The sequence below is a fragment of the Sphingomonas sp. Leaf231 genome, from assembly GCF_001421995.1.
GTDB lineage: Bacteria > Pseudomonadota > Alphaproteobacteria > Sphingomonadales > Sphingomonadaceae > Sphingomonas.
Genome location: NZ_LMLS01000004.1, coordinates 244,977 through 257,788, shown reverse-complemented (window position 1 = coordinate 257,788; position 12,812 = coordinate 244,977). Strand labels below are relative to the sequence as shown.

Annotated in this window: 15 protein-coding genes; 10 read left to right on the top strand and 5 right to left on the bottom strand. The window is 68.0% G+C overall.

Features of this window, described 5'->3' with window-relative positions:
• Positions 1 to 111 precede the first annotated feature (111 nt).
• The gene (locus ASE95_RS14350) at positions 112 to 564 is read left to right on the top strand and encodes a universal stress protein (protein WP_056637633.1); all 453 of its coding nucleotides are present in this window, start codon (positions 112 to 114) and stop codon (positions 562 to 564) included.
• A 44-nt stretch (positions 565 to 608) separates the two neighbouring features.
• A complete protein-coding gene (locus ASE95_RS14345; protein WP_056637823.1) occupies positions 609 to 1,904 on the top strand; it encodes a M20/M25/M40 family metallo-hydrolase in 1,296 nt (431 codons plus the stop codon).
• Between the two features lie 82 nt (positions 1,905 to 1,986).
• On the opposite strand, the gene ASE95_RS14340 is transcribed toward ASE95_RS14345, so the two are convergent.
• The gene (locus ASE95_RS14340; RefSeq protein ID WP_056637630.1) at positions 1,987 to 2,466 is read right to left on the bottom strand and encodes a GAF domain-containing protein; all 480 of its coding nucleotides are present in this window, start codon (positions 2,464 to 2,466) and stop codon (positions 1,987 to 1,989) included.
• A 283-nt stretch (positions 2,467 to 2,749) separates the two neighbouring features.
• Between ASE95_RS14340 and ASE95_RS14335 the strand changes: the two genes are divergently transcribed.
• Complete coding sequence (locus tag ASE95_RS14335) at positions 2,750 to 3,970, top strand: DUF1996 domain-containing protein (protein ID WP_162234695.1); 1,221 nt, start codon at positions 2,750 to 2,752, stop codon at positions 3,968 to 3,970.
• A 76-nt stretch (positions 3,971 to 4,046) separates the two neighbouring features.
• The gene (arfB, locus tag ASE95_RS14330) at positions 4,047 to 4,469 is read left to right on the top strand and encodes an alternative ribosome rescue aminoacyl-tRNA hydrolase ArfB (protein WP_056637819.1); all 423 of its coding nucleotides are present in this window, start codon (positions 4,047 to 4,049) and stop codon (positions 4,467 to 4,469) included.
• A 225-nt stretch (positions 4,470 to 4,694) separates the two neighbouring features.
• On the opposite strand, the gene ASE95_RS14325 is transcribed toward arfB, so the two are convergent.
• Entirely contained in the window at positions 4,695 to 5,348 is a 654-nt protein-coding gene (locus ASE95_RS14325; RefSeq protein WP_056637625.1) for an RluA family pseudouridine synthase, read from the bottom strand.
• Here ASE95_RS14325 and ASE95_RS14320 point away from each other — a divergent pair.
• On the top strand, positions 5,334 to 6,173 hold the full coding sequence (locus tag ASE95_RS14320; protein WP_235528331.1) for a M15 family metallopeptidase: 840 nt from the start codon (positions 5,334 to 5,336) through the stop codon (positions 6,171 to 6,173). The two genes, ASE95_RS14325 and ASE95_RS14320, sit on opposite strands and share 15 nt — an antisense overlap.
• A gap of 151 nt (positions 6,174 to 6,324) precedes the next feature.
• Here the strand turns inward: ASE95_RS14320 and wrbA are convergent, their stop codons facing one another.
• Together wrbA and ASE95_RS14310 are read right to left on the bottom strand one after the other, a co-directional pair.
• Positions 6,325 to 6,927, bottom strand: coding sequence for an NAD(P)H:quinone oxidoreductase (gene wrbA, locus ASE95_RS14315; RefSeq protein ID WP_056637618.1), 603 nt, complete (start codon positions 6,925 to 6,927; stop codon positions 6,325 to 6,327).
• Between the two features lie 24 nt (positions 6,928 to 6,951).
• Positions 6,952 to 7,701, bottom strand: coding sequence for a pirin family protein (locus tag ASE95_RS14310; protein ID WP_056637615.1), 750 nt, complete (start codon positions 7,699 to 7,701; stop codon positions 6,952 to 6,954).
• A gap of 99 nt (positions 7,702 to 7,800) precedes the next feature.
• On the opposite strand from ASE95_RS14310, the gene ASE95_RS14305 reads away from it, so the two are divergent.
• The 3 genes from ASE95_RS14305 to ASE95_RS14295 all read left to right on the top strand — a co-directional run bounded on the left by ASE95_RS14305 (position 7,801) and on the right by ASE95_RS14295 (position 10,425).
• Positions 7,801 to 8,688, top strand: coding sequence for a LysR family transcriptional regulator (locus ASE95_RS14305; RefSeq protein ID WP_056637612.1), 888 nt, complete (start codon positions 7,801 to 7,803; stop codon positions 8,686 to 8,688).
• A gap of 62 nt (positions 8,689 to 8,750) precedes the next feature.
• Positions 8,751 to 10,037 (top strand): Xaa-Pro dipeptidase, encoded by a 1,287-nt coding sequence (locus tag ASE95_RS14300; protein ID WP_056637609.1) that lies wholly within the window; start codon positions 8,751 to 8,753, stop codon positions 10,035 to 10,037.
• A 43-nt stretch (positions 10,038 to 10,080) separates the two neighbouring features.
• Positions 10,081 to 10,425, top strand: a complete 345-nt coding sequence (locus ASE95_RS14295; RefSeq protein ID WP_056637606.1) for a DUF3140 domain-containing protein — start codon at positions 10,081 to 10,083, stop codon at positions 10,423 to 10,425.
• On the opposite strand, the gene ASE95_RS14290 is transcribed toward ASE95_RS14295, so the two are convergent.
• A complete protein-coding gene (locus ASE95_RS14290) occupies positions 10,386 to 11,594 on the bottom strand; it encodes a hypothetical protein (protein ID WP_056637603.1) in 1,209 nt (402 codons plus the stop codon). The genes ASE95_RS14295 and ASE95_RS14290 overlap by 40 nt on opposite strands.
• Before the next feature lie 280 nt (positions 11,595 to 11,874).
• On the opposite strand from ASE95_RS14290, the gene rpsL reads away from it, so the two are divergent.
• Both rpsL and rpsG read left to right on the top strand, forming a co-directional pair.
• Positions 11,875 to 12,246, top strand: a complete 372-nt coding sequence (gene rpsL, locus ASE95_RS14285) for a 30S ribosomal protein S12 (protein ID WP_022691828.1) — start codon at positions 11,875 to 11,877, stop codon at positions 12,244 to 12,246.
• A 62-nt stretch (positions 12,247 to 12,308) separates the two neighbouring features.
• Positions 12,309 to 12,779 carry a 30S ribosomal protein S7 gene (rpsG, locus tag ASE95_RS14280; protein WP_056637600.1) on the top strand — a complete coding sequence of 157 codons (471 nt, stop codon included), beginning with the start codon at positions 12,309 to 12,311 and terminating at the stop codon, positions 12,777 to 12,779.
• The last annotated feature ends 33 nt before the right edge of the window (positions 12,780 to 12,812 follow it).

Genomic DNA, 12,812 nt, shown 5'->3' with positions numbered 1-12,812 from the left:
CGGTCAAGCCCATGGCCGATCAGGGACATGCTTGTTAACGCAGCCGCGCTTGCGCCGCCGCGCCGCGTGCCCGTACACCGAATGGTAAACGGGGGCGAACCGGGGGCAGCCATGCGCATCTATCTGACGGTGATCGACGACACGCCGGAGGCGCTGATCGCGCTGCGTTTCGCGGCGCGACGGGCGGTGAAGACCGGCGGCGGAGTGGAAATCCTCGCGCTTCTTCCGCCACAGGAGTTCATCCCGTTCGGCGGCGTGCAGGCGACGATCGAGGACGAGCAGCAACGCCATGCCGAAGGGCTGGTGGCGCGCGCGGCGGGGACGCTGCTGGACGAATCGGGGGTGCGGCCATCGATCACGGTGCGCAGCGGCGACGGCCCCAAGGTGATCCGGGCGCTGATCGCCGAGAATCCGCAGATCGCCGCGCTGGTGCTGGGTGCCGCGGCCGACGGCACGCCGGGCGAGCTGGTCAGCTATTTCGCCGCGGATGCCGGCACGCTGCCGGTGCCGCTGATGATCGTGCCGGGCGGGTTGTCGGCGGAGGCGATCGACCGGCTGAGTTGACGCAAATGCTTGAGCGTGCGCGGATTGCTGGCCACAAGGCGAGCATGAACCATCGCCTGTTGCTCGCCGCAGCCCCGCTCCTCCTCGCCACCCCCGCCGCGGCGCGCGAGGCGCCGTCGCCCGACCGGCAGCGGGCCACGGTAGAGAAACTGGTGTCGTTCGGCACGCGCCATTCGCTGTCCTCCGCCACCGATCCGAAGCGCGGCATCGGCGCGGCGCGCACCTGGATGGCCGGCGAATTCGCCGCGCTGTCGAAGCGGTGCGGCGGGTGCATCGCCACCGAGCGGCTGTCGCGGCGCTTCACCGGTCCGCGTGCCCCCGCTGGCGTGGTGATCGAGGATGTGCTGGGCGTGCAGAAGGGCAGCGACCCGGATCGCTACGTGATCGTCGGCGCGCATATCGACAGCCGCGTCACCGATGTGATGAACGCCACCAGCGATGCGCCGGGGGCCAATGACGACGCCAGCGGCGTGGCGCTGGTGCTGGAGGCGGCGCGCATCCTGTCGAAGGAGCGGTTCCGCGCGAACATCGTCTATGTCGCCTTCTCCGGCGAGGAGCAGGGGTTGTGGGGCGCGACGTTGCTGGCCGAAACCGCGAAGGCGCGCGGCTGGCAGGTCGATGCGATGCTCAACAACGACATCGTCGGCAACACGCTGGGGCAGGGCGGGGTGACGATCGACGGCTATGTCCGCGTCTTTTCCGAAGGAATTCGCAGCAGCGAGTCGCCGGTCGAGGCGACCGAGCGTCGCGGGCTGGGCGGCGAGGACGACGGGCCTAGCCGTGCGCTGGCCAAGGCGGTCGACGGGATCGCCGGTACGATCCCGGGCGGGTTCGGCGTGTTCGTCGACCGGCGACCGGACCGCTTCGGGCGCGGCGGCGATCACGAACCGTTCCTGAAACAGGGCTATCCCGCGGTACGCTTTTCGGTCGCGGCCGAGAATTGGGATCGCCAGCATCAGGACGTCCGGACCGAGAACGGGCGGGTCTTCGCGGACACGATCGAGGGGATGGACTTCACGTATCTGGCGAAGGTGACCGCGATCAACGTGGCGACGATCGCGCGGCTGGCCGCCGCCCCGGCCGCGCCGCCGGTGGCCGCGATCTCCGGCGCGCTGTCCTACGATACGAAGGTGACGTGGGCGGCGGTGCCGGGTGCGGCGCGCTACAAGGTTTATTGGCGGCGGACGGATGCCGCGGCGTGGCAGCAGTCGCGCGAGGCGAGCGGCACGACGCTGAACGTCGCGGGCGTGCCGGTGGACGATCATTTCTTCGGTGTGGCCGCCGTGGCAGCCGATGGCGCGGAAAGCCTTGTGACGTTCGCGGGACGGGAAAAGCGCTAGGCCGGCACCCCGTCCGGACCGAAGCGCAGCGGTGCGGTAGGCCCGTGCATTTCGTGTCGACCGGGGCGGGCCTTGCCGATGGTCAGAGCCGCGGCGCGAGCAAGGCCATCAACGCTTCGCAACCGCGCGCGTCGTCGTCGTCGAAGCGTGCGGTCACCGGGCTGTCGAGGTCGAGTACGCCGATCAGCGCGCCATCGTGCACGATCGGCACGACAAGTTCGGCGCGGCTGGCGGCATCGCACGCGATATGACCCGGAAACGCATGGACGTCGGCGACCAGCTGCGTCCGCCGCTCCGCCGCAGCGGTGCCGCACACGCCCTTGCCCAGCGGGATGCGGATGCACGCCGCCTTGCCCTGGAACGGTCCCAGCACCAGTTCGCCGCCGACCAGCCGGTAGAAGCCCGACCAATTCAGGTCCGGCAGATATTGCGCGATCAGCGCCGCGGCATTGGCCATGTTGGCGATGCCGTCGCGCTCGCCCGCGGTCAGCGCGTCCAGCGCCCCCAGCAACTCGCGGTACAGCGATGGCTTCGATTCGGCCCGGATCGTGAAATCATACATGGGCGGCGAGGTAGGCATTCCCGCCCGCCTGCGCCAGAGGGAGCGCGATACGGGACGAAGTGAAATTAGCGATCTGGTAAAGGAAGTAAACAGGAAGTAACCAGCATCCTCGGGGCGATACCCTAAGTAATTATAGTCTTAACAGAAATAAAGCAAAAGTATTAGATTATATTAGGGTTTTGTCTCTAATCATGTCTCTACAGCGCGGCGTCGGCCGTGCAGGTCGATAAAGTGTTCAAGGACGATCTTCGATCCAAGAACGCCAACAACGCCAGGGACGATGATGAGAAAGATCGTGATTTCGGGCGCCATGATCCTGGCTGCCTCTACCGCCTACGCCGCGACCAGCCCGACCACCGCCGTCAAAACGCTTGCCAAAAGCGTCACGGTCATCGCTGCGCCTGCGACCACCACGCTGAGCGGGATCACCCGGCTGGTCGGCAAGGTCGTCGGGCCCGTTGCCCGGCCGGCCACCAAGCTGGTGCTGCCGGAGCGCCTGGCCTCCAACTTCAACGTGGGGGCGCTGCTCATCCCGTCATGGGGTTCGGGAGAGCTTCCGCGCAGCGGCCGTCCCGACGTGGTCGGCGCCTTCCGCTTCATCTGCACCCCCGGCCAGGTGCTGCGCGACGATCCGATCGTCTTTCCGGGACAGCCGGGCAAGTCGCACCTGCATCAGTTCTTCGGCAATACCAGTGCCAACGCCTATTCGACGTACGGCAGCCTGAGGAACAAGGGTGACAGCACCTGCGGCAACATGCTGAACCGTTCGGCTTATTGGGTGCCGGCGATGCTGGACGGCAAGGGCAAGGTCGTGCGGCCCGATTTCGTGTCGATCTATTACAAGCGCCTGCCGGAAAACGACCCGAATTGCCAGAAGATGGGCAAGGCCTGCGTCGCGTTGCCGCGCGGTCTGCGCTACATCTTCGGCTACAACATGGCGACCGACAAGGGCGGTAACTTCCACTTCAGCTGCGAAGGGCCGACGGCGGTTCCGGGCAATTACCCGGACATCGTCTCCGCCGCCAAGAATTGCCCGGTCGGCAACCGTCTGGGCGCGGTCATCAACGGGCCGGATTGCTGGGACGGCGCGAACCTGAACAGCAGCGATCACCGCACGCACGTCGCCTATGGCACCTACGGTGCGATCGGACGCTATCACTGCCCGAGCACGCACCCCTATGTCATTCCGGCCTTCACGCTGGGCGCATGGTACACGGTCGACGAGAACCTCGACACATCGGGCCAGTGGGCACCGGGCAAGTCGACCTGGTCGCTGTCGTCCGACACGATGCCGGGCATGGCCCCGAAGCGTCCCGGCACGACGTTCCATGCCGACTGGCTGGGCGCATGGGACGACGATGTGCTGGAAGCCTGGACCGAAAATTGCATCAACAAGCTGCTGAGCTGCAACGGCGGCGATCTGGGCAACGGCAAGCAGATGAAGGAGCATGCCGGCTTCTCATGGAACGCCAAGCCGCGGCTGGTCGATATACCAGCCGCCTGACCGGCGACAGGTAAGGCGAACGACGGGTCCGGCGGCACCGATGGTGCGGCCGGACCTTCGCGTTTATGGAGCGGAAATGGCCCGCATCCCCGTCACCCGCACGATCAGCATCGATCCCGATCTGATCGAGGAAAGCTTTACCCGCGCGGGCGGAGCAGGCGGGCAGCATGTGAACACGACCGATTCCGCCGTCATGCTGCGCTTCGACGTAGCGCGATCTGACCTGCCGGACCGGGTGAAGGTGCGGTTGGCGGAACTGGCGGGCGCGCGGATGACGCGCGACGGCGTGCTGGCGATGCGGTCGGAAGGCTCGCGGTCGCAACACGTCAATCGCGCGGAGGTGCGCGAACGGTTGCTGGCGCTGATCCGCGAGGCGACGATCGTCCAGGCCAAGCGTCGCCCGACCAAGCCGACCCGCGCGTCGCAAACCCGGCGGGTGGACGCCAAGAAGGGGCGATCGGCGGTGAAGTCCGGTCGACGCAAGCCGGACCACGATTAGGCCGGATCGATCGTCCGCGCCGCACGGCTGCCGGATTGCTCGCCGATGAAGATGATCCATCGGCCCGGGCGAACGGCGCTGGCGCGATCGGGCGGATGCGCTCCATCCACCCGTCATGGCGAGCATGGCTTAGCAAGCCAGCGTTCCGCGCAACGCGCCCGGATGCTTCGCTACGCTCCCGGTGACGACGCGGTCAGCGGGTGGCGGCCGCGCCGCAAGGTGCGGTCAGGCGGGGGTGAAGCCCAGTGCGGTGAAGCGTTCCGGCCATGGTGCCTCTGCGACGATATCGGGCTTGCCGTCGCGTGGCAGCGACACGGTGATGGCGTGGAGCATCATGCCGCCGGGATGGGCGGCGCCATAGACCGGGTCGCCGGTGACCGGCGTGCCGAGTCCTTCCAGCGCGTGGACGCGGATCTGGTGAGTGCGCCCGGTGGCGGGACGGAACTCGACCAGCGCGCGGCCGTCGTGTTCGGCCAGCAGACGCCATGCGGTGCGCGCCGCCTTGCCGCGCGGATCGCGGGTCATCCGCCAGCCGCGTTCGATACTGGAGACCTTGCCCAGCGGCAGGTCGATGATGCCGTCCCCACCTTCCGGTGCGCGGTCGAGGACCGCCACGTAGCGCTTGGCGACGGTGCCGCCCTCGAACGCCTGCTGGAACCGGGCGTGTGCCTTGGGATTGCGCGACAGCAGCAGGCAACCGCTGGTATCGCGGTCCAGCCGGTGCACGGCAGCGGGCCAGCGCCGGAACCCGAAGGTGAGCGACGACAGATGGTTTTCGAGGCTCAGCCCGCCGGCGCGCGGCGGATCGACCGGCAGCCCGGCAGGCTTGTCGATCACCAGGGCCTCGCCATCGAGGAAAAGAACGTGCTCACCCAACATCGCCGCGCTCTTGCCAGTTGGCGCGCGTCATGGCCAGAGGGCGCGGTGCGTTCCTTTCCGATCCTCGTCGCGGCGGCCTGCATGGTCGCCGCACCTGCCCATGCGCAATTGTGCGACGGTCGCCGCGCCGCGATCGCCGCCGATGGCCGCGTGCTCGGTCACCTGCCCTATGGCGACACCGCGCCCGACACGCTGGTGCCGGTGCCCGCCGGGCTGGCGGTGGGCGGGTGCGTGATGCGGCGCGAGGTGCTGCCCGATCTGCAGCGGTTGATCGAGGCGGCCGCGCGCGATCCGGCGACGGGCGGGCAGATCCTGGCGTTATCGTGCCATCGCTCGATCGGCTATCAGGAGGCGGTGTTCTGCCGCGAAGGGCAGGGCGATGCGGCCGCGCGCGCGTTGTCGGTCGCTCCGCCCGGACATAGCGAACATGCGACCGGCTTCGCGCTGGACTTCGCGTTCCGCCCGCGCCGCAACGACTGCCCGGATGCCGAGGCGTGCGTGGCGGCGACCCCGGCGTTCCGCTGGCTGGTGGCCAACGCGCGACGCTTCGGGTTCGAAATGTCGTTTCCGGCCGGCAATACGCAGCGCGTGAAATGGGAGCCGTGGCATTGGCGCTGGGTCGGGGCGAGCGCCGCGACACCGGGCGCCCCGCGCGCGCGGGCGTTGTTCGCGACGGCACGTGTGCGCTTCCCGGCCGTGCCTGCGGTCGCACGCGACGCGGTGCGGATCGCCGCGGTTGCCCCGCCGCCGATCTACATCGGCGCGATCGCTCCACCGCAATGCCGCAAGGGCAAGTGCAAGCCGGTGCGCGCCAAAAGGCGATAGCGCGATCCCTCACCCGGCATGTGATCCGGAGCGAGGGATCGCCGGCGGACCAGGAGCCGGTTCCGCCCGACCGGCGCGATAACCAGCGCGGGAGGTCGGCCGCGGCGTCGAACGCCCCGCCCCGGTTCGCACCGGGGCGGGGCGTTTCGGGTCAGCCCTTCAGCTTCGCCGCGGTCTGCGCGATGCGCTTGCCCTGGTAGCGTGCGCCGTCCAGCTCGATCTGCGTCGGCTGGCGGCTGCCGTCGCCGTCGGCGATCGTGCTGGCGCCATAAGGCGTGCCCCCCTGCACGGTGTCGACGCCCTGCAGACCCGCGAAACCGTAATCCAGCCCCACGATCGTCATGCCGTGGTGGAGCAGGTTGGTGATGATCGAGAACAGCGTCGTCTCCTGCCCGCCGTGCTGGCTGGCGGTGGACGTGAACGCACCGCCCACCTTGCCGATCAGCGCGCCCTTCATCCACAGCCCGCCGGTGGTGTCCCAGAACGCGGCCATCTGGCTGGGCATGCGGCCGTAACGGGTCGGCGCGCCGACGACGATCGCGTCATAACCCGCCAGTGCGTCCGGCCCCTCGATCTCGGGATGCGCGGTGTCGGTCTTGAAGTGCGCGGCCTTCACCACCTCGTCGGGCGCGGTTTCCTTGACGCGGCGGATGTCGACCTCCGCGCCGCCACTGCGTGCACCCTCGGCGACGGCATCGGCCATCTGCTCGATATGGCCGTAGGACGAATAATACAGCACGAGAACCTTGGTCATCTTGGCATCTCCCTTCGTGAAAAGTCAGGCGGCGTCGACGAGCACCAGTTCGGCCTCGTCGATCGCGGTGATGGTGACGGTGCGTCCACCCGCGATCGCCGCGCCGTCCCGCGCGTCGAACCGCTGCCCGTCGATCTCGATCGCGCCCGTGGCGGGCACCAGATAGGCGTGGCGGCCCGCGCCGACCTCGTGCGTCAGCGTCTCGCCGGCCGCCAACGTCGCCGCCAGAACGCGCGCCTCGGCGCGGATCGGCAGCGCGGCATTCTCACCGGTCACATCCGCGTCAAAACCGCTGGCAAGCGTCACGAACCGGCCCGAACGATCGCCCTTGGGGAAGGGTTTGGCACCCCAGCTCGGCGCACCGCCGCGGCGAGTCGGCTCGATCCAGATCTGGAACAGCGTCGTCGGCCCGGATTCGAGATTGTATTCGGCGTGGCGCACGCCCGATCCCGCGCTCATCACCTGTACGTCGCCAGCCTCGGTCCGGCCGGTGTTGCCGAGCGAATCCTGGTGGGTGATCGCGCCGTGGCGGACGTAGGTGATGATTTCCATGTCGCTGTGCGGGTGCGGGGGAAAGCCGCTGTTCGGCCCGATCGTGTCGTCGTTCCACACGCGGATCGCGCCCCAGCCCATCCGCGCGGAATCGTGGTAGCTCGCAAAGGAGAAATGGTGCCGCGCGTCGAGCCAGCCGTGATTGGCATGGCCGAGCGTCTCGAAGGCGCGGCGCTCGACGCCGGTCGTAGCGGTGCGGGGCAGGGTGTCGGTGCTGGTCATGATCAACCTCCGTTTCATTGCCGCCAAGCTAGGGATGATCGACGCGCATCAAAACCGAAACGATTGAAACGGATCGTTTCGCCGGATAAGTGATCGTGCATGAGGCTCCCCGATCTAGAGGCCTGGGCGATCTTCGCCGCGGTGGCCGAACATCGTTCGTTCAGCGGCGCGGCGGAGACGATCGGATTAAGCAAGGCGACGGTCTCCAAGGCGGTGTCGCGGCTGGAAGCGCATCTGCAGGTCTCGCTGTTCCATCGTACTTCGCGCCGGCTGGCGCTGACGGAGGCGGGGGCGCCGCTGGCCGACCATGCGGCGCGGATCGTGGCGGAGGCGCAGGCCGCCGAGGAAGCGGCGCGGGTGGGTGCGAGCGCGCCGAGCGGCCGGGTGCGGATGGCCGCGCCGATGAGCTTCGGGGTGAAGAACGTCGCACCGATCGTCGCCGATTTCCTGGTGCAGCATCCGCAGATCGAGATCGAGCTTCACCTGTCCGACGCGCGGGTCGATATCGTTGCGGAGGGGTTCGACGTGGCGCTGCGCATCGCCGATCTGCCCGACAGTTCGCTCCGCGCACGGAGACTGTGCTCGATCGCGGCGCATCTGGTCGCCGCGCCCGCCTATCTCGCGGCGCACGGCACGCCGACCCATGCCGCGCAGCTCGGCGAGCATCGCCTGCTCGGCTATACCAACATCACCGGGCCGTGGCGTTTTCGCGGGCCGGGCGGCGCGGAGGTGTCGGTCCGCGCCACTGGCCCGCTGGCGGCGAACAGCGGCGAGGCGCTGGTCGCGGCGCTGGAGGCGGGGCTGGGCATCGCTCGGCTGCCGGACTTCATCGTCGGAGAGGCGCTGGCCGCCGGGCGCATCGTCGAGATCCTGCACGACTGGGCACCCGCGCCGATCGGGCTGCACCTGCTGACCCCGCCCAGCGCGCTGCGCCCGGCGCGGGTCGAGGCGCTGATCGCGTTCCTGAGCGAACGGCTGCGCGACTGACGCAGGGGCGCTTGCTTTCGGCCGTGCGCGCGGCATGGTGCGCGCAGGCAGGGGAGCGATCGATGACGATAACGGGTGGATGGCGCGGCGCCGCGTGCGTGGCCGCGATGGTGCTGGCCGCGCCCGCGACGGCGGATACCAGCGTGGTCAGTGCCGCGCGGATGCTGGACGTGGCGACGGGCGCGATGCTCGCCGATCCGTTGATCGTCGTCACCGACGGCCGGATCGTCTCGGTCGCCTCACGCGGGAAACCCGCCCCGGCGCCGGCCCCCGCGACTGCGACGCGCATCGACCTGGGCGACGTCACGCTGTTGCCCGGATTGATCGACATGCACGTCCATCTGACGTCGCTGGCCGAGATCGGCGGGTATCAGACCCTGAAATATACCGACAGTTTCTGGGGCGCGGTGTCGGTGGCCAATGCCGTCAAGACGCTGCGCGCGGGTTTCACCACGGTGCGCAACGTCGGGTCCAGCGACTTTCAGGACGTCGGGCTGAAGGAGGCGATCGACGGCGGCTGGGTGTCCGGACCGCGGATCGTCCCGGCGGGCTATGCGATCGGTGCGACCGGCGGACATTGCGACGACAATGCGCTTCCCCCGTCGTGGGACAAGCAACTGCCCTCGGTCGTCAATTCGCCGGCGGAGGCGCGCGCCAAGGTGCGCTGGCTCCACAAATACGGCGCGCAGGTCATCAAGATATGCGCGACCGGCGGCGTGTTCTCGCTGGGCGATTCGGTCGGCGGGCAGCAATTGAGCGAGGAGGAGATGCGCGCGATCGCCGACGAGGCGCACATGCTCCACCTGAAGGTCGCCGCGCACGCGCACGGCGACGAGGGGATCAGCGCCGCAATTCGTGCCGGGATCGACACGATCGAACATGCCAGTCTGGCCTCCGATGCGGCGATGAAGCTGGCGGTCGAGCACCGGACGTGGTTCGACATGGATATCTACAACGACGATTATATCCTGGCGACGGGCACGAAGAACGGCACCGAGCAGGAGAGCCTCGACAAGGAAAAGGCGATCGGCCTGAAGCAGCGGCAGACCTTCCAGCGCGCGTTCCGCATGGGGGTGCCGATGACGTTCGGCACCGATGCCGGCGTCTACCCGCACGGCGACAATGCCCGGCAGTTCGCCAAGATGGTCGAATGGGGGATGACCCCGTTGCAGGCGATCCGCGCCGCGACGCTCAGCGCGGCGCAGGCGCTGGGACGTGAAAACGACGTCGGGGCGATCGCAGTCGGGCGATACGGCGACATGGTGGCGGTGAAGGGCGATCCGCTGCGCGACGTGACCGTGCTGGAGCATCCGGTGGCGGTGGTGAAGGGCGGCGCGAAGGTCGATTGAACCGTAGCGTGCGCTCGCGCTTTTCCTGCGCGAGGAGAAGCTGATGGCCGACGACCACGATCAGATCGCGAAGGATTTCGCCGAGGCGGTGAACATGGCACCCGCCGAACTGGAGAAGTTCCTCGACAGCGACGACAGCAAGCGCGTCGGCTGGAAGGGCGCGGACGGCGACGGCGACGGCGAAAGCGTCGGCCATGCGTCGGGTCGCCGGATCGTCGCCATCAAGCGCACGAAGAAGGCCGACCTGACCGAACAGGATTACGCGCACATGAAGAAGGTGGTCGGCTACGTCCATCGCCACCTCGCGCAGGGCGGGCCGGCGAAGGACAAGGAGCATTCCGACTGGCGCTATTCGCTGATGAACTGGGGGCACGACCCCGCCAGATGAGCCCGCGCGCGCGGGATGCGCGGCATCCGCCCGCGCACCTCGCGCAGCACCAGCACCAGCGCGCCGCTCATGAAGAACGCGCCGACGAACGCCCCGCCGGTCAGGTGCAGCAGGAAAGTGGCATAGGCGAGCAGGGAGCCGATCTGCGTCAGCACCACGATACGGAACGTGCGGGCGCTCGGCCGGATGAACGCGTATGCGAGCGCCAGCACGTCGGCCATGAAGAAATAGCGGTTGTGCATCTTGGGCAGGAGGTACGGCACCAGGATCGCGCCCGCGAGCGCGGTGAGCAGCAGGTTCGCCGGATCGTCGAGATGGCGTCGCGCCCGCCACGCCAACGTCACCGTCGCCGCGGCGGCGGCGGCCAGGCCGATCGCCACGCCAAGCTCGTAAGGGATCGTCACCAGCGCCCGCAGGATCTGCCAGACATTGGGCACCGACCGCGCGAGATCGTGGAAATACTGCCCTTGCGCGATGTAGAGCAGCGCCAGATCGCGCGCGGGCCGCCCGGCGATCCAGGCGGGCAACATCGCCGTGGCATATACCGCCGGGGGGATCGTCAGCATCCACCAGCGCGCACGTCCCGCCAGCAGCATCGCCAGGACGAGCGGCGCGATGAAGATCGCCTGCAGCTTGAAGGCCAGCGCCATGCCGACCGCTGCCATCGCGAGCGCCGCATGGCCGCGCACGAATGCCGCGATCGCGAGCAGCGTAAACGCGGTGTAGAGCGCGTCGCACTGGCCCCATACCGGCCCGTTGGCGATCACCGTGGGCAGGCACAGCATCACCACCCCGCCGCACGTCGCGACGCACCGCGTGTCTCCGGCACGTCGCTGGCAACTGCCCAGCATCGTCGTGATCGCCCCTGCCAGCAGCAGCGTGCCGGCGATCGCGACCAGTTTGATGACCGCGACGACCCCGATCGTCGCTTCCGCCCGGCTGGCGAGCGACAGCAGGTAGAGATAGGGTGGCGAATATTCGGAAAAATTGTCGGCCAGCGCCGCGAACCGGCCGTGGTCGAGCAGATAGCGCGTCCACGGCACGAGGTGCGCGCGCATGTCGCCGTTCGAGAACGGAATGCACGTAACGTACAACAACGCCACCGCGCCGAGGAGTATGTAGCGGTCGCGGACGCGCAACGTGCGCGCCCGCGCCAGGGCATGTGACATCCGCTGTCCCGTTGATGCAGGTAGGGTGGAGGATCGTTGTAAACGCTTGCCCTGCCGCGGCAAGCGTCCTGCTGTCCATTGTGGCGATTGACCGGTGAGGCGAGCGTGCGTATAGCCCGCCGGTCCGTACGGGGGCGACTCCAACGGGCAGCTTGAACATTGCTGGATGCATCAGGACCATCCGGAGGCCCGCCTCGTGCGGCCCCGCGGTCCTTTTCGTATTCCAAGTCTGTGTTTTAGGGCTCCAGCAAAGTAACCTATACGAAAGGTGAAGGCTTCAATGCCGACGATCAACCAGCTGGTCCGCAAGGGCCGCGACCCGCAGAAGGCCAAGAGCAAGGTCCCTGCGATGGAGCAGAACCCGCAGAAGCGCGGCGTTTGCACCCGTGTCTATACCACGACCCCGAAGAAGCCGAACTCGGCGCTTCGCAAGGTGGCCAAGGTTCGCCTGACCAACCAGCGCGAAGTCATCAGCTATATCCCGGGCGAGGGCCACAACCTGCAGGAGCACTCGGTCGTGCTGATCCGCGGCGGGCGTGTTCGCGATCTTCCCGGCGTGCGCTACCACGTGCTGCGCGGCGTGCTCGATACACAGGGCGTGAAGGACCGCAAGCAGAGCCGTTCGAAGTACGGCGCGAAGCGTCCCAAGTAATCCAGCCAGAGTAAGCGCCGGACAGGTTCCGGGTTCGCTGAAGATCAACAAGGAAATCCGAGATGGCTCGTCGTCGTCGCCCCGAAAAGCGGGAAATCCTGCCTGATCCCGTGTACGGGGATGAGGTTCTGTCCAAGTTCATGAATTCGGTGATGCTGGACGGCAAGAAGTCCGTCGCGGAAGGTATCGTCTATTCGGCGATGACCACCGTCGAGACCCGCGCCAAGCGCGAGCCGATCGGCGTCTTCCACGATGCGCTGAACAACATCAAGCCGGGCATCGAAGTGCGTTCGCGCCGCGTCGGCGGTGCGACCTACCAGGTGCCGGTCGAGGTTCGTCCGGAGCGTGCGCAGGCGCTGGCGATCCGCTGGCTGATCACGGCCGCGCGCGGCCGCAGCGAGAACACGATGTCGGCGCGCCTGTCGGGCGAGCTGCTCGATGCGTCGAACAACCGCGGCAACGCGGTGAAGAAGCGCGAGGATACGCACCGCATGGCGGAAGCGAACCGCGCCTTCTCGCACTACCGCTGGTAACAGCGGCGATGCGGACGCTGCCTGTCTTGGAAG

Bases quoted from the DNA above. Each gene is read 5' to 3' on its own strand.
- ASE95_RS14300 (WP_056637609.1), top strand. From the start codon at position 8,751: ATGACGATAACGGGTGGATGGCGCGGCGCCGCGTGCGTGGCCGCGATG.
- ASE95_RS14335 (WP_162234695.1), top strand. From the start codon at position 2,750: ATGAGAAAGATCGTGATTTCGGGCGCCATGATCCTGGCTGCCTCTACC.
- wrbA (WP_056637618.1), bottom strand. From the start codon at position 6,927: ATGACCAAGGTTCTCGTGCTGTATTATTCGTCCTACGGCCATATCGAG.
- ASE95_RS14350 (WP_056637633.1), top strand. From the start codon at position 112: ATGCGCATCTATCTGACGGTGATCGACGACACGCCGGAGGCGCTGATC.
- ASE95_RS14340 (WP_056637630.1), bottom strand. From the start codon at position 2,466: ATGTATGATTTCACGATCCGGGCCGAATCGAAGCCATCGCTGTACCGC.
- ASE95_RS14310 (WP_056637615.1), bottom strand. From the start codon at position 7,701: ATGACCAGCACCGACACCCTGCCCCGCACCGCTACGACCGGCGTCGAG.
- ASE95_RS14325 (WP_056637625.1), bottom strand. From the start codon at position 5,348: ATGTTGGGTGAGCACGTTCTTTTCCTCGATGGCGAGGCCCTGGTGATC.
- ASE95_RS14345 (WP_056637823.1), top strand. From the start codon at position 609: ATGAACCATCGCCTGTTGCTCGCCGCAGCCCCGCTCCTCCTCGCCACC.
- arfB (WP_056637819.1), top strand. From the start codon at position 4,047: ATGGCCCGCATCCCCGTCACCCGCACGATCAGCATCGATCCCGATCTG.
- rpsG (WP_056637600.1), top strand. From the start codon at position 12,309: ATGGCTCGTCGTCGTCGCCCCGAAAAGCGGGAAATCCTGCCTGATCCC.
- ASE95_RS14295 (WP_056637606.1), top strand. From the start codon at position 10,081: ATGGCCGACGACCACGATCAGATCGCGAAGGATTTCGCCGAGGCGGTG.
- ASE95_RS14305 (WP_056637612.1), top strand. From the start codon at position 7,801: ATGAGGCTCCCCGATCTAGAGGCCTGGGCGATCTTCGCCGCGGTGGCC.
- ASE95_RS14290 (WP_056637603.1), bottom strand. From the start codon at position 11,594: ATGTCACATGCCCTGGCGCGGGCGCGCACGTTGCGCGTCCGCGACCGC.
- rpsL (WP_022691828.1), top strand. From the start codon at position 11,875: ATGCCGACGATCAACCAGCTGGTCCGCAAGGGCCGCGACCCGCAGAAG.